The organism is Streptomyces sp. NPDC020362, from assembly GCF_040642095.1.
GTDB lineage: Bacteria > Actinomycetota > Actinomycetes > Streptomycetales > Streptomycetaceae > Streptomyces.
This window is the reverse complement of record NZ_JBFAET010000214.1, coordinates 1-14564: the sequence shown is the minus strand read 5'-3', so window position 1 is coordinate 14564 and position 14564 is coordinate 1. Positions and strand designations below refer to the sequence as shown.

Below are 14564 nucleotides of genomic sequence, written 5' to 3'. Positions count from 1 at the left end.
ATCGCAGCGAGGACAGGAACAGGCCTGCGAGGGGGGTGAGCCAGACGAGGCCGATCACCACGAGGAAGGCCTGCACCAGACCGTTGCCCAGGCCGTCGGTACCCGGGCTCTGCGCGGTGGACCGGCGCGTTGGTCGAGCTGCTCAGTGATCGATGAGACCGGAGCGGAGCGCGAGCTCGCGAACCTCGAGCAGCCGGTCCTTCGGCATCTCCACCTGCGCCACGGCGTTCTTGGTCTCGGTCGCTCGCCCGCCCTTCCAGATGATCGAGCCGTCCTGCGCGGTACGCAGCGACTGTTCCTTCAGCCGCGGGCCCTGCACCACCAACGAGAAGGTGTTTGTTGCCGAGGTGACCGAGTGCACCGTGTGCTGGTCGATCGCGTAGGAGGAACCGGCGCCCTCGGTTCGGACCGTGCTCGGCGTCAGCGATCCGGGCGACGTCTCGAGTTGTGCCCTGACGACGGATTCGGGTCCGTAGAGGCGGTGGAGGTACTGTCCCCTCAGGATCCGGGTGTGAAAGGGCCAGCGGTGGCTGTGCGGGAAATGGGTGCCCTGGTCGAACCGGTGCAGCCGAATGCGGAGCATACCGTCGGGATCGTCGAAGAGCACGATCCGGTCTCCCCACCACTGCCGTTCCGACAGGTTGAGCAGGTCGGCGTCGGCCAGTGCGTTGTCCATCAGTTCGCGTAGCGCACCCGGAGTCGCGATCAGGTCTGTCACCTGGCCGGTGACTTGCTCGGCGACTTCGATCCGGGACCAGTCGAGCCGCTGCAGTCGGGTCAGATCACGATCCATCTGTCACTCCACGCCTCTGATTCATCCATTGAATTACTCCGTCGTCCACCAGCCGGGACGGCGCTCAGACGACCGCGACCGCATAGGTGCGGAGTACTGCTCGGGCCGCCCGGGCAACCTCCGCCCCAGTCACCTGCGAGAGCCGCTGCGCCCACTCGCCGCGATCGTCGCCGCCCTCGCCGTCGATCAGCCGCATCGCGGCCCGGTAGGAACCGAGCGCCGGGTCGGCCGCCTCGGCCCGCGCCCTGGCGTGGGCCGCTGCCCGAGCGGTCAGCAAGGCTGTCTCCTGAAGACGTCCACCCGCGATGAGTTCCAGCACCTCGCGGACCACTGACTCGGTCAGCGCGACATGGTCGGTCGCCAGCTCCAGCTCCAGCCGCACCAGCCCGGAGTCGCTGTAGCCCACGTACTGGGCCTCCAGCGAGCAGTCCACCGCGAGGTCCGTGCTGAGGGTGCGTCCCAGGAGCGACCCCTCACTCGCACCGCATAGTTCGGCCAGTACTGCGAAGGCGGGTGCGGACGCGTCGGTACGCGCGGGGCCCTGGCCGCCTGCCGCCACCCGGGCTCGGGGTCCGCCGTCCTGCGCCCGCAGGTTGACCCCGCCGACCGAGGGGACCTCCCCTCCTGGCGCTTCACGTCGGGACGCCCGACGGCCATCGGCCGAGAGGGGCGGTAGGCCGGTGGCCAGGCCGTCCAGGGCCGCCGGGACGGCCGTCTCGGGCCCCGCCAGGACGATGACGGGCGCACCGGCGGCCAACAGGCCCTGGTGCAGCGCACGCAGGGCGGCGGCCTGCCACGCGGAGGCATCGGCCGCACCTCCACTCGGTCGGCCGAGCGAGTGTTCCCCGAACAGAAGTTCGCGCAGCCTGTCCCGGGCGCGCCGCCCGGCGGTGTCCGTGGCGGCGTACGGACCGGCCAACTCGTGGTGCCCCGCACGGCAGAGGGCGTCGGTGAGGGTGGGGCGGACGATCGCGGCGAGGAAGACTGGCAGGCACTCGGCGGCCCCGTTCGCAGGCATGCGACACCGGAGGGTGACGGACTCCCGCGCGATCACGACCTCGGCCGCAGCGCCCCGGTGGGCCAGCCACGCGTTGAGGCCAGTGCCATCGCCGTCGACTGGCGCTGCCGGCAGGATGCGGCCGAGCAGCTGCAGCGCCCAAGCCTCGTCGGGACTGCGGTCCCGCGTTCCAGTGGGCAGGACGACACTCACCAGAAGCGCGTCCTCGGCCGGGATCACCAGGACCTGACGGCCGTCGGGCAACTCGCGGCGGACCACCGGCGGAACCTTGTCAGTCGGAAGCATGGAATGAATCCTCCTCGTGGGGCCGAGGGTTTGTCGGATCGGCTGACGAAGATGGCGTCCGGGCCGTCGGCAGGCCGAGCAGGCCAGGAAGAAGGGCCAGCGACTGGATGATCCGGTCGGCCGCGACCAGCTGATCCGCCGGTGTGACTGCGGCGAAGCCGACCACGCGCATCCCCGCTGCCCGGGCTGCCTGCACGCCCAGCTCACTGTCCTCCACCACCAGCGCGGCCGAGGGGTCAACTCCCATCCGCGCGGCGGCGTGCAGGAAGAGATCCGGTGCGGGCTTGCCTGCCGCGACCTCCGTTGCGCTGAACACCCGCCCCTCCAGGAGCGGCGCCAGCCGGGTGGTTTCGAGGGTCAGCGCCAGTCGTGCCGGGTCCGAGCCGGAGGCCACGCAGAACCGCGTGCCCAGCACGGTCAGCCGCTCCAGCAGTTCACGGGCACCCGCCACCGGCTTCAGCCGGGTGCGGACTGCCTCGAAGAGCCTTTGCTGGTAGCGCTGCTGGAAGTCCTCCGGTAGTGCGAACCCGGCCCGCTCCTCGGCGAGCTGCCGGACTCGTGCGAACGAGCCGCCCATGTATGTGCGGATGCTCTGTTCGAGTGTCGTGGGGACGCCGACCTCGGTGAGCATCGCGGCCAGCAGGGTGTTGGCCAGCTTCTCGGAGTCGACCAGTACGCCGTCGTTGTCGAAGATGACCAGTTCGACCGGCCTCATCTCGGCGCCACCTGCCCCGACTGGTCAACGAGGTCCAGAAGGTCCTCGATGTCCGCGGCACAGTCTCCGCAGCCGGTGTTGGCGCCGGTCTCCTCGCGTACGGCCGCCAGGCCCCGGCACCCGCTCTTCACCGCGACCAGGATCTCAGCCTCGGACACCGCACGGCAGATGCAGACCACCGGGTCAGTGTCGTCACTCACGAGGATCCCCTCACGCCGGCGGCCGCGGTGGCCGAGGTCTCGGCCGTCAACGTCTCCAGGGCCAGGTCCAGGACCTCGGCGAGGCAATCCAGCTCGGCGCCGGTGATGACCAGTGGCGGGTGAATGTTGATCACATCGGGCGCCATGCCGGTCGAAGCCACCAGCACGCCCAGCTCCGGGTGGACGGTGGTGCACAACTGCCGCAGCCGGGGCGCGTGCGGCCCGGACAGTACGATGCGGGCGGTGCCGCCGGTGGCATCGACCCGATCGATCACCGAGGCCCAGCGCTCGGCCAGTTCCGCCAGCCGTTCACGCATCTCCCGCTCGAGCACGGCGACATCGGACTCGACGTCCTTCCATGCCTCCCAGCGGTCGAGCACGGTATCGACCACGGCGAGCGCGTGCGGGATACCGATGTACGTCGACGAGTGGCTACCAGGCGCGTAGTGGTCGGGGTCGGCCAGCGGCTCCCGCGCCCAGACCGCGCTCAACGCCGCGCCACCGTTGCTCAGGCCCTTGCTGGTCACCACCACATCGGGCTCGACGCCCATCAGCTGGAAGCCCCAGCGTGGGCCGACCCGGTGCATTCCGGTGAAGATCTCGTCCGCGATGACCACCGCACCTTGACTCCGTGCGTGCTGTACCGCGGCCCTGAGCAAGGCCGGATCGGGAACCACCATGCCGCCCACGTTCTGCACGGCCTCGAAGACGAACGCCGAGACCTTGCGCCGGAAGCCGTTCCCGCCGACGCCGGACAGCTCGGACCCCCAGCGTGACACCGCGCTGACACATCCGGTGCCGCACCCGGCCGACGCGGCGGAGTGCGGGCAGGCCCGGCAGTCCGGACTGGGCAGCCGGACGACCTCAAGACCCCAGGCGGCCAGCAGTTCACGATAGCGGGGGCTGGAGCTGAGCATGCTGGTCACCCCGGACCGGCCATGGAAGGCACCCTCGAAGACGACCACCGTGCCGGGCCCAGTGGCGCTGAAGGCGATGCGCAGCGCGGTCTCCATGCCCTGCGCGCCGCCGAGATCCAGCTCGACCCGGCCAGGCACCTGGATGACGTCGGAGAAGAGCCGCTCGAGCCGCTCAAGGACACGCAGGCGCAGCGACGACTCGCAGAACGACGGGAGCGCGGGCAGCTCAAGGCAGCGGCGCGCCGCCTCCTGCAGGATCGAGCTGTCGTATCCCCAGGCCACCGTGCCGTTCGCCGCCTCCGCGTCGAGGTAGCGGCGGCCGTCCTCGGCCTCCAGGAAGCAGCCCGCGCCGCGCACGAAGCGGGGTACCGCCGCGGCTCGGTAGATCAGGTTGCCCGCGCCGGCGAACGGCGGAACCGGCGGACCGACCTGCGTCGTGTCCATCAGATCGGACATGTATCGACCTCCAGTTTGAACGGCAGCCCCTTCTCGGCGTCCGGGTGCCAGGCCGTGGGCGAGGACGTGGCCAGAATCGGCGCGACTCCGTACTCGTTGCACTCGATCCAGCCGGTCAGCACGGTGAGCACGTCCCAGCGGGCCGGACCGTCCGGCAGCGGGGTGCGTCCGAGCGTGGCGAGCCACCGCTCGATCCCCTCCCGGCCGCCGTACCGCCTGGCAAGTTCGGCCCACTGGTCGGTACCGTCGGCGAGCCGCCCCAGTGCTGCCGGCAGGTCGAGGTCGTGCGCCGGGATCTCGGCGTGGACCTGCGCCAACAGGGCGTACGCGGGGTCGGCCTCCGCCGTCCAGCCGTCGGCCGCCGGTCCGGGAGCGGCCAGCGCACGACGGCACCAATCCCAGCCGGTCTGGTACGAGAAGAGCTGGAGCTCGCGGATGACGTCCGCCGGATCGTCCGCTGTGTGAATGAAGTTGAACAGGCCGTTGACCCGGCCGATACGGGAGCGCAGGTCTTGGCCCCGGGCGGCTTCCGGGTCCGCGGATCCCTTCGCCGCGGTCAGCCGGACACTGGCCGGCTTCCAGGAGGGGCGCTCGGCGTCGTGCAGCAGCACCAGCAGCGCCGGGCCGGAGCCCAGCAGATGGTCCACCACCGCGATCCGCTGATCGGACGCGGCGTTGAACTGGTAGCGCCACAGCTCACGGGTGAGCAGCGGGTCGAAGCGAACCGTGGTGGCAGCCGCCGGGATCCACCCCTCCTCACGGAGGATCTCGAGGATCAGCTCACAGCGTCGGCCTGCGATGGCGTCCGGCTTGAGCACGACGAAGGTGAGATCGTGGCTGCGGAGCGGATCGGTCAACTCCGCGAACGCGCGCAAGCCTTCGCGCGCATAGGTGTCGTAGCGGTACGCCTCCCGCTTGGCCGGGTCGGCCGTCAGGGCCTCCAGCGCCGTGGCCGCGAGCGCCGACCGGGGTGGCGCGCCCTCGGATGCTTCCATCCTCATCAGAGTCTCCTTCCACCCAGTGCGGTGGCCCGCCCGTCGATCAGGACGCCCCGGCTGCCGTCCACATGGGTGCTGGAGGAAAGCGCCAGACGGCGGGCGGCGAAGGCACGCACCGTCCACTCCAGGCACGGCCGGTCGCTCATCGTCTTCTGGAGCAGTTCCTGCTCCCAGGCCTCCTCCGGCGTGGCCGAGCGTCCCTCGACGGCAACCGCCGGGCCCATGCAGAGCACCGGCCCGCCGTCCTGGGTACCGTCGACCAGGAAGCACGAGGTCCGTGTGGTGGTGTGGCCCGCTGCCATGGCGAGTCGCACGGGGTCGTTGCCCACCAACTGCCGGCGTCCGTCGGTATCGAGGATGCTGAGGTCGGCCGGATGCTGGTTGATCATGCGGCCCTGGAACCGGTCGAGCAGATTCCCCTCGATCCAGCGGTGGTAAGCGAGGACGATCAGGTCGAGCGGTCCGTCAGCCGCCTCCCAGGCGGCGATCCGAGCGTCCAAACCGTCGTGCCAGGCGCGTGCCCGTGCCCGGTAGCGCGCGCGGCCTTCCTCTCCGACGGCTCGCGAGGCCAGCCCGCAGGCCGCGTCGAAATCACCGGTCCAGGTCTCGACGCCGGCGTCGCGTGCCACGTCCAACGCCTTGGCCCTGATGCCGTGCGAGGCCACCAGGCGGACCTGGAACGCCGCGGGTTCACGCTCCTGCATGCCCAGCACCGTGCTCAGGTTCGCACCGGTGGCGGAGACCAGCACACCGATCCTCAAGGGGCCCGATCGTGAGGCCGGGCCGATGCCGACGACCCCATCCTGTCCGAAGGTCATGTACGCGCTCCCGCTACGGAAGTCAGCAGCTCGAGGCTGGTTGCACAGCCCGGACGCGCCGGGTTGACCAGATGCATGTGCCGGGCGTCCGGCACGACCCGGTGCTCGGGGGCCAATCCGGCGGTGCGCCACCGATCGAGTTGGTGGGCGGTCAGCTCGGCCGGCACCGCCTGGTCGCAGCCGGCCTCGACCACGGCCAGCCAGGCCACGTCCGCGGTGTCCGGCTGGGGGGTGGCATCGGCGTAGGACCCGCCCGCAGCGAGGTGCCGGCTGACGAAGTGTTGCACCGCCCCGCCGCCGACACCTAGCTCGACCGCGCGCTCCAGGTGCACCACCGGTGCGAGCAGCACGAGTCGGTGGCCTGCCGAACGCCCGGCCACCGCGGCCAGCGCCAGTTGGGCTCCGGCCGAGTGGCCCGCCAGCACTGCGGTGAGCCAGGCCGCATCCTGTGCGGCGAGGGCGTCCAGTGCTGCTGCGCAGTCCTCGACCGCGCCGGGCCAGCTGCCGCCGTCCCAGACGGGCCGGTACTCGACGACGGCGGCCGCGCGGCCACGGCGCGTGAGCTCCATCGCCAGCGGTCCGAGATCACGGGCCACGCGGTCGTGGCGCCAGAACCCGCCGTGGAACAGCACGACCCTCGACTCCACCGGATCTTTTGATGGGCTGTACAGGTGGATGCGGTGCCATGACGACGCTCCGTAGCGCAGGACGCTCTCGCGGACAGTCACAGCACCCCGATCGCTTCCAGCCGCGAAACCCAGTGCTCGAACCGCTGGTCGCTCATCCGGACCTCGGCCCGCCGTGCGGCGGACTCGTCGGCGGCACCCTCGCGCCACCAGACCTGACCGTCCTCCTTGCGGATGATGAACGCGCGCCGCTTGGCAGCCGGGCTCTGGATCATCAGCGAGATGGTCTCGGGCTCGGTGATCGTGGTGTGCAACTGCTCGTGGTGCAGGGTGAAGCAGCTCCCGGTCGGCTCCTCGCGCACGAAGTAGGGCCAGAACCGACCGATGTCCGCCGTCTCGTCCAGTGGCTGGTCGGTCGCGTACAGCGTGTGCCGGTAGGCGCCACTGAGGATGTGGGCGGTGAAGCTGAAGCGGTGGTTGTGCACCCGCTCGTACTGGTCGGTGTTGGCCAGCCGCAGCCGGATCCGCAGTCCCTTCTCGGGCGCGTCCCAGATGACGATCTTGTCATCGAGCGCGTGGCACTCACACTTCTCGCGCAGTTCCGGCGTCCGGCGCACCCGGTCCACCAGGGCGCGCAGCAGCGCGCGGTCGTCGCCGAGCCGGCGGGCGATTCCCTCGGTCACCTCGGCGGCTGCCTCCAGGTCGTCCCAGCGCACGGCGGGAAGCGAGTCCATGAGGGCCACCGCGGCCTCCTCGGAGACGACCTGCTCGGGGGCGACCTCCTCGGTGCGGCTCACGGGTGTGTCGATCATCAGAGGACCTCCATGCCCTGCAGACGGTTGGTCAGGTCGTCGAAGTACTGCTTGCTGATCCGCTTGCTGGCACGCCGCGTGGCCTTCTCCTGGTTCTCGCCGAGGCGCCACCAGACCTTGCCGGTCTCCCGCTCGGTGATCAGCGAGCGCTCCTTCTCCGCCGGGCCGCGCAGGAAGAGCGAGACGGTGTTGGGCGTGGTGAAGGTGGTGTGGATCTCACTGTGGTGCAGCGTGTAGCAGTTGCCGGCGACCTCGTTGGTCACGAACCGGGGCTCGACCCGCAGGTCGCTGTCCCGTGCGTCGAAGTCGTCCTGGACGTCGTCGGGGATGTCCCCCGGGCGGCCGACCAGCTGGTGCCGGACGTGCCGGTAGTTGCCGCGCAGGATCCGCGAGGTGAAGGAGAAGCGGTGGTCGTGCGGACGGTCGCGGTGGTCGTCGGTGGAGACGTGCACCCGGATCCGGAAACCGCGGTCCAGGGCGTCGTAGATCACCAGCTTGTCCAGCAGTCGGTGGCTCTCGCACTTGTCGAAGAGGTCCTCCTCCTCGCGGGCTCGCTCCAGCAGCTCCCGCAGTGCGGCCTTGTCCTCGGAGAGCGCGAGCAGGATGTCCTTGGTCTGCTCACGCGCCGTCGGCAGGTCGGACCAGTCCACGGTCAGGCGGTCGAGTGCATCCAACATGAGTTACTCCCTATGCGTTCACATCCGGACGGGGCGCTGGGTGTGCGCCCCGGATCAGCGGTTCCAGGGCCATCGGCGGATGGAACCACCCGCGGGTCAGCCCGCCTCGCCGGCGGTGGCCAGCTCCGCGGGCGCGCCGGTGCCGAACGCCCGGTGGGCGGTTCCGGCGACCAGCTGCCACAGCGGCGCGTCGGCCACACCCATCTCCTGCGCATTGCGCATCTGCCGGGCCAACGGCTGCGATCCGGCGGCGACGATGCCGCCGTCCTGGTACCAGAGGCCGTTGTCTTCGGTACGGTGCAGCTCCTGGCCGCCGATCCGCGCCGAGTCGCAACGGTCGGTCATCATCATGGAGTTGGCGTACCCCATCAGCTCGACCGCGCGGCTCGCGATCGCCAGGTCGACGTGCTCGCCGTCGAAGTTGACGCAGGCCGAGAGGCGACCGGCCGCCGCCTCCCGCATGATCGCGGCGGGCACCGGACCGGCGATCCGGTCCATGTCGGCGAGGGTCCAGCCGGGCAGGTCGTACGCGGCCAGCGTGTCCTCCCGCTTCGCACGAGCCGCGGAGGTGCGGAAGGCGTGCCGGATGTTCAGCGGCATGTCGTTGAAGAGGTGGTCCGTGATCACCCGGGAGCCGGTCCCGGCCCAGTCGCTCTGCCAGGCCAGGTCGATGATGTCGCGCACCAACTCGGCGGCGCCCTGCGGGTCCGCCTTGGTGAAGTGGCCGAGCGCGGGTCGCACGCCGTGTGCCATCAGCAGCGGCACGATCCAGTCGAGGCGGGGGTGCCGGTCGTCCAGGTTGTCGTGCAGTCCGGACGCGGGGGTGAAGGCGTCGGGGGAGATCACCGTGTACACCAGGCCGAGTGCGCCGAGCCTGGCCAGGCGCTCCCATTCGTGGCGGGTGGGCGCCCAGACGGTCGCGGCCGGCGTGCCGCCGTGGCTCGCGAGCAGCGGACCTTCCAGAGCGATGCCCACGAGGTGTGGAATCCGCCCGGCGATGCGAAGCGCGCGGTAGCGCTGCATGAACTGCTCGAACTCGGCGAGCCGACTCTGCCGGAGGTAAAGCGTCGGAATGCAGGCGACGTTCTCTTCGGCGCATTTCTGGTCGAGCAGCACGAGATCCAGGGCGCCGAATTCCGAGAAATCGACTTGGTCGAACCCGTGGCAGTGCACCTCGACCGGGAGTCCGAGGTTCTCGTGGTTGGTTGTCAACAGTATCTCCCGCATGCCGGGCCTTTCTTCCATCCGTTATTCCGGACCATCAGGGGAGTTCTCTCGCCCCTGCCGTCCTGATCAAGCGGTTGTCCCGTGGAGACTCGACGTGCCGCTCATGGGGCGAATTCGTATCCGCCGCGCCGTCGTACCCGTTCCGCCGACTGGCGGAAGGCGGTCAGCGCGGCAGCCAGCCACAGGGCGCCCGCAACGGCGGCGAGCGCCGCCTGCCGCGCGCAGGCGGCCGGGTCGGCACCGTCGGCGAGGGCGCGCACCGCGGCCACGCCGTGGGTGGCCGGGAGTGCCTCGGCCAGCAGGCGCACCGGGAGCGGCCAGAACCCGGTGGGCACCTGTACCCCACTGATCGCCATCGTGACCAGGTAGGCGGTGTTGTAGACGATGTTGCGCACGGCCGGCGCGGCGAGCACGAACGCGCCGAGGAACAGTCCGAAGCAGTACGTGCTGAACGCGGTCAGCAGCACCAGCGCCACCAGCGCTGGAACCTGGGTCGCCGTGAAGTGCACTCCGAACAGTGGATCCAGCAGCACGAGCGCGACCAGCGAGGTGCCGCAGCCGCTCACCGGCCACTGCAGGCTGCGGCCGAGGAAGACCCAGCCCATCTCGCTGGGCGCGGCGGCCAGCAGGGCCAGGGTGCCCTGGCCACGTTCCCAGCTGGTCGACACCACGACGGTCATGGCCTCGATGACACACGTCATGACCGAGTTGCCGAGGACGAGGTAGCGGGTCTGGTCGGCGGCGTGCAGGAAGGAACCGAGCAGCGCGAAGAACGTGACCTGGCAGAGCATCCGGCCCAACCAGCCGAACGTCCAGCTGTACCAGGAGTAGGTCGCGCGGAAGTCGGCGAGGGCGTTGGCCGCAGCGGCCCGGACCACCCGGCCGGGCCCGATCAGCCGGGAGGCGGCGGTGTCCATGTGCCCTCATATCCGGGCCAGGGTGCCGGTGACCCTGGCCCTGCGCAGAATTCGGTCGATCAGCAGCGTTCCGACGGCGTAACCGGCCAGTCCCAGCAGCAGCACGGCCAGCAGGCCGCCCGTCGTGTCGCGGGCCGAACCGGGACTGACCGCAGCGCGCAGCAGGTTCGCGCTCCAGGACAGGAACACCGCCTTGCTGGCCGGCTGGAGCCAGCCGGGCAGGTAGCTGATGGGGACCAGCACCCCGCTGAGCAGAAAGAACGGGAAACTCAGCGTGTTCTGCAGGATCCGCGCCGAGGGCGCCAGCACGAACAGCGCCGAGACACAGCTGGCGGTGCCCGCCATCGCCGCGGCGCTGAGCAGCAGCACGGCCAGGAACAGCAGCGGGTGGGCGATCGTCACCACGAGGCCGAAGCCGGCCCAGGCGACGAGCCAGGCCTCCGCGAGGCTCACGGTGCTCAACGCGGTCACGGCGGCGATCCGGGCCGTGACCACGGCCGAGTAGCGCGCCGGCGTGGCGACGACGGCCTCCAGCGTCCCCTGCTCGCGTTCGTGGCCGATCAGCTCGCCGCCTGCCATCAGCGCCATCGACCACAGCGACATCAGCACCGGTGCCAGCACGGCGAACCCGGCGAGGTCGGGGCGCTCGGCGTGCTCGGTGATGGCCAGGAACACGCAGGTGTAGAGCGGCGCGGTGACAAAGACGTGGAGGGTGTCCGGGGTCCGCAGGGTCATCAGCACCTGGAGCCGGAAAACCTGCCAGAACAGGGTCGGGTTCACCGGGCCACCTGCATTCCGCGGTCCTGGACCATGTGCCGGTAGACCTCGGCCAGTCCGGGGCGGACCGTGGCCAGCGAGGTGACTCCGGCGGCGAGCAGCCTGCCCAGCACCTCGCCGGTGGTGTCGGCAGCGGAGATCTCGACGGTGATCCGCCCGTCCGCCGTCCGATCGAGCGAACGGACCCCGGCCAGCTGCCGGAGGTCCTCGGCGACGGCGGCGGACACACCGACGGCCTCGACGCGTTCGTAGGCCGACATCCGCCGGGCCAGCACGTCGGGCCGACCGGTCGCCAGGACCGTCCCCCGGTCGACCAGCGTGACCTGGTCGCACACCGCCTCGGCCTCGGCCAGGTCGTGCGTGGTGACGAGCACCGTACGGCCCTCGGCACGCAGCTCGTGCACCAGCGTGCGGAATTCGAAGGCGGCCAGCGGGTCCATCCCGGCGGTGGGCTCGTCGAGGATCAGCACCTTCGGGTCGCTGACCAGGCCGCGGGCCAAGTGCAGGCGCTGCTTCATCCCCCGGGAGAAGCCGTCCACCCGGTCGTTGGCCCGCTCGCTCAGACCGAACCGCTCCAGCAACTCATCGGTCCGTCGTGCGAGTTCGCGACCGTGCAGGCCGTAGAGCGCACCCCACAGGCCGAGGTTCTGCCGGGGCGTGATCCGGCCGTACAGACCCCGGTCGCCGCCGAAGACGATGCCGATGAGCGGCTTGACCGCCCGTGGCGAGGTGGCGACATCGTGGCCGCACACCCGCGCCGTCCCCGAAGTGGGCAGCAGCACGGTCGAGAGGATCTTGCACAGGGTCGTCTTGCCGGCGCCGTTCGGCCCGAGCAGGCCGTGCACCTCGCCGGCGCGGACGGTCAGGTCGATGCCGCGCAGCGCGGAGACGGCGGCCTCAGAGCGCCTGCGCGAGCCGAACACCCGGGTCAGCGCGGTGACTTCGATCGCGTACAGTCGAGGGCTCGTCACGCTGTGGCCTCCTGGCCCGTCACGGCAGTGAGGGCAGCCGCATGCACCTCCGGATCGACGAGTTCACCGGACACCAGCAGGAAGTCACCGACCGCGGTGCGGGCCAGCACCAGGTCGGGCAGGTGCTCCAGTACGCACCCCTGCTCGGGCCTTGCCGCGCTGGCCAGCGGCATGCCCCAGACCAGCTGTCCGGCCTCCAGCCGGGCCGCCACCGTGCGCTCCGGCTCAGGTTCCGTCGGGGTCGGGGCGGTGCGGCGCGCGGTCTCGGCAGCCGCCTCGGCGACCAGGGCCTGCCGTAGTGGACCGACCCCGGGGTGGTCCACCGCCTTGTTCAACAGGTCGATCAGTTCAAGGAGTTCCGGAGCGAGCCGGTAGGTGGCAGCCGCATCGGCCACGGCCACCGGGTCCAGCGATCCGCTGTTGAGCAGCATCAGCAGGTCGACGGCGTCCTTGGCGTGGAACGCTCGCTGGAACCGCTCCTCGGCCACCGCCAGCAGGTCGGCGAGGACCGGGTCGGCGGGCAGCTGCGGACGAACGGGCACCGCCGCGAAGTCACCGGGGAACGCAGCCGTGCACAGTTCCACCCGGATCTCCTCCTCCATCAGGGGGTCCGGCGAGGGCCACAGGATGGCGAGCATGACGTGCCGCCGTCCGTCGGCGGCGAACAGCGACAATTGAGTGGGCTCGCCGCCCAGCGAGCACAGGACGGCCGCGGCCCGCCACAGCTGTTCCTCGTCGGAGGCGATGAGGTCGAGGTCGCCCACCGAACGGCGGACGCCCGGCGGATAGTGCCCGGCGAGCGAGGGCCCCTTGACGACGCGCAGCCCCGGACAACCCGCCAATGCCGTGCGCAGCTCGGCATAGCGGGCCGCGCGGGAGCGGGCCCGCTCCAGCAGGTCCGTGCTGCCGCTGCCGGCCCGGACCCCTTCTCCGACGGCCACCGAGACGACCAACTGGGCGAGCGTGCCGGAGAGCTGCTGCGCACGGCGCACCAGGCGGAACGACCCTTCGTGCTCGGGGACGTCGAGCAGGCGATGCAGCAGATCGAGGTCGAGAGGTGTGGCGTTCATGTCCGGCGGGCTCCCTTCAGCGTTGCGGCCAGCTCCTCGACGCGAGCCGTCCAGTACCGGTGGTCCACCGTCCAGCCGCGCGTGCACAGGGCATCGAGGACCCGGTCGCCACCACCGTCGCGGCCGTGCACGACGTGGCCGATCAGCGGCAGCCGCGCCGCTCGGGCCAGGTCGGCGACGGCGGCGACCAGAGCCCTGCGACCGGCCGGGCCGTCCGCGGCGGGTTCGACGAGGATGTCCACCAGCTCCATGTACGACAGACCCGAGACCTCGTCCCGGGCCCGGGCGACAACGGTCGCGTGGCCCACCGGCTCGCCGTCTTCCCAGACCAGCAGGGACTGTCGGGACGGCGTGTCGATCAACGCGTCGGCCTCGGCGGCCGCGCCGGCGAGGTCGGCCGGCTGTCCCTGCTCACGGGCGGCGTGCAGGATGGCACGGACCAGCCATTCGGCCACCAGCGGCCGGTGCTCCTCCTCGGCGGGGGTGACCCGAGGGTCGTCCGCAGCAGTGGGCATCTCGGCCCCCTCCGCCAGCCGTACGTAGCTGAGGGTGCGATGCCACGGCTGCGGCAGTCGGACGGTGGCTGCGGCGCGCACGACGAGGGCGGACGCCTCGTGACGGTCGGCAAGCAGCGCCCGCCACAGAGTGTTCTGGGCATCGCGGGTCGACAGCAGCTCCGGGTCCGCGTACTCGACCAGCAGGCGCTGCTCGTCCGACAGCGGGTCGGTGGAGACGCCCACCACGTACGGCAGGCCGGACACCGTGGCCAGCAGATCCGCGTCGCGTGCGGCTTGGAGATAGCTCATGGTGGCGTGCATCAAGCGGCCACCGAGCGGACGGTAAGCAGCAGTTCCCGCCGGACGTGCGCCGCGGCCCGTCGGACGTCGTCGACGGTCACCCGGTGCAGCTCGGTGATCTCGTCCTCGACGGTCCAGGCGTGTCCTGCGGAGCAGGTCCGCTCTGCGATCAGTTTGGCGTACTCCAGCGGCGATTCGGACTCCAGGATCAGGGTCATCTCCGCTTGGCGCACCGCCGCGTCGAAGTCGTCGGCAGCGGGGCCCTGTTCGGCGACGGTGGTGAGCAGATCCGTCACCAGCGAGCTGATCCGGGGAGCCGCGGACGCCTCGGCGCCGACGAGCAGCCGCCAGGCACCGGCCTCCCGGTAGCCGCGGTCCCAGGTGTGGAACGAGTAGGACAGGCCGTGGGCGGGGCGCGCCGTGGGGGAACGCAGGGCGGGGGAAAAGGCTCGGAGGCGGGGGGTGAGGCGCGCCGGCGCGCGCGCAACCC

17 protein-coding genes and 1 pseudogene are annotated in these 14564 nt (G+C 71.0%); all 18 read right to left on the bottom strand.

Translation table 11 applies throughout. The features are described 5' to 3' along the window. Positions 1-94 (bottom strand): annotated as a pseudogene (locus tag AB0H32_RS40850) (carbohydrate ABC transporter permease); the annotation flags it as partial. 48 nt (positions 95-142) lie between these two features. Beyond that, on the bottom strand, positions 143-793 hold the full coding sequence (locus AB0H32_RS40845) for a hypothetical protein (RefSeq protein WP_361132235.1): 651 nt from the start codon (positions 791-793) through the stop codon (positions 143-145). A gap of 64 nt (positions 794-857) precedes the next feature. Then, complete coding sequence (locus tag AB0H32_RS40840; protein WP_361132232.1) at positions 858-2096, bottom strand: hypothetical protein; 1239 nt, start codon at positions 2094-2096, stop codon at positions 858-860. Then, positions 2083-2811 (bottom strand): HAD family hydrolase, encoded by a 729-nt coding sequence (locus tag AB0H32_RS40835; protein WP_361132229.1) that lies wholly within the window; start codon positions 2809-2811, stop codon positions 2083-2085. The genes AB0H32_RS40840 and AB0H32_RS40835 overlap by 14 nt, the downstream gene beginning before the upstream one ends. After that, positions 2808-3011, bottom strand: a complete 204-nt coding sequence (locus AB0H32_RS40830; protein ID WP_361132226.1) for a (2Fe-2S)-binding protein — start codon at positions 3009-3011, stop codon at positions 2808-2810. Before AB0H32_RS40830 ends, AB0H32_RS40835 begins: the two co-directional genes overlap by 4 nt. Beyond that, the gene (locus AB0H32_RS40825) at positions 3008-4384 is read right to left on the bottom strand and encodes an aminotransferase class III-fold pyridoxal phosphate-dependent enzyme (RefSeq protein ID WP_361132223.1); all 1377 of its coding nucleotides are present in this window, start codon (positions 4382-4384) and stop codon (positions 3008-3010) included. Before AB0H32_RS40825 ends, AB0H32_RS40830 begins: the two co-directional genes overlap by 4 nt. Next, complete coding sequence (locus tag AB0H32_RS40820; protein WP_361132220.1) at positions 4372-5385, bottom strand: nucleoside-diphosphate kinase; 1014 nt, start codon at positions 5383-5385, stop codon at positions 4372-4374. Before AB0H32_RS40820 ends, AB0H32_RS40825 begins: the two co-directional genes overlap by 13 nt. Beyond that, positions 5385-6200: a formyltransferase family protein gene (locus AB0H32_RS40815; protein WP_361132217.1), complete on the bottom strand. Its 816-nt coding sequence runs from the start codon at positions 6198-6200 to the stop codon at positions 5385-5387. The genes AB0H32_RS40820 and AB0H32_RS40815 overlap by 1 nt, the downstream gene beginning before the upstream one ends. Next, a complete protein-coding gene (locus AB0H32_RS40810; RefSeq protein ID WP_361132214.1) occupies positions 6197-6928 on the bottom strand; it encodes an alpha/beta hydrolase fold domain-containing protein in 732 nt (243 codons plus the stop codon). The genes AB0H32_RS40815 and AB0H32_RS40810 overlap by 4 nt, the downstream gene beginning before the upstream one ends. After that, complete coding sequence (locus AB0H32_RS40805; protein WP_361132211.1) at positions 6925-7638, bottom strand: hypothetical protein; 714 nt, start codon at positions 7636-7638, stop codon at positions 6925-6927. Before AB0H32_RS40805 ends, AB0H32_RS40810 begins: the two co-directional genes overlap by 4 nt. Then, positions 7638-8315: a hypothetical protein gene (locus AB0H32_RS40800; RefSeq protein WP_361132208.1), complete on the bottom strand. Its 678-nt coding sequence runs from the start codon at positions 8313-8315 to the stop codon at positions 7638-7640. Before AB0H32_RS40800 ends, AB0H32_RS40805 begins: the two co-directional genes overlap by 1 nt. A 96-nt stretch (positions 8316-8411) precedes the next feature. Further along, positions 8412-9542: a hypothetical protein gene (locus tag AB0H32_RS40795; RefSeq protein WP_361132205.1), complete on the bottom strand. Its 1131-nt coding sequence runs from the start codon at positions 9540-9542 to the stop codon at positions 8412-8414. Positions 9543-9643: 101 nt separating this feature from the next. After that, positions 9644-10459, bottom strand: coding sequence for an ABC transporter permease (locus AB0H32_RS40790; RefSeq protein WP_361132202.1), 816 nt, complete (start codon positions 10457-10459; stop codon positions 9644-9646). Between the two features lie 6 nt (positions 10460-10465). Beyond that, a complete protein-coding gene (locus AB0H32_RS40785; RefSeq protein ID WP_361132199.1) occupies positions 10466-11239 on the bottom strand; it encodes an ABC transporter permease in 774 nt (257 codons plus the stop codon). Further along, on the bottom strand, positions 11236-12207 hold the full coding sequence (locus AB0H32_RS40780; RefSeq protein WP_361132196.1) for an ABC transporter ATP-binding protein: 972 nt from the start codon (positions 12205-12207) through the stop codon (positions 11236-11238). Before AB0H32_RS40780 ends, AB0H32_RS40785 begins: the two co-directional genes overlap by 4 nt. Beyond that, positions 12204-13277 (bottom strand): hypothetical protein, encoded by a 1074-nt coding sequence (locus AB0H32_RS40775; protein ID WP_361132193.1) that lies wholly within the window; start codon positions 13275-13277, stop codon positions 12204-12206. The genes AB0H32_RS40780 and AB0H32_RS40775 overlap by 4 nt, the downstream gene beginning before the upstream one ends. Next, positions 13274-14083 carry a hypothetical protein gene (locus AB0H32_RS40770; RefSeq protein WP_361132190.1) on the bottom strand — a complete coding sequence of 270 codons (810 nt, stop codon included), beginning with the start codon at positions 14081-14083 and terminating at the stop codon, positions 13274-13276. The genes AB0H32_RS40775 and AB0H32_RS40770 overlap by 4 nt, the downstream gene beginning before the upstream one ends. An 11-nt stretch (positions 14084-14094) precedes the next feature. Beyond that, positions 14095-14564, bottom strand: a 470-nt coding sequence (locus AB0H32_RS40765) for a hypothetical protein (protein ID WP_361132187.1), incomplete at its 5' end; no start/stop codon positions are given.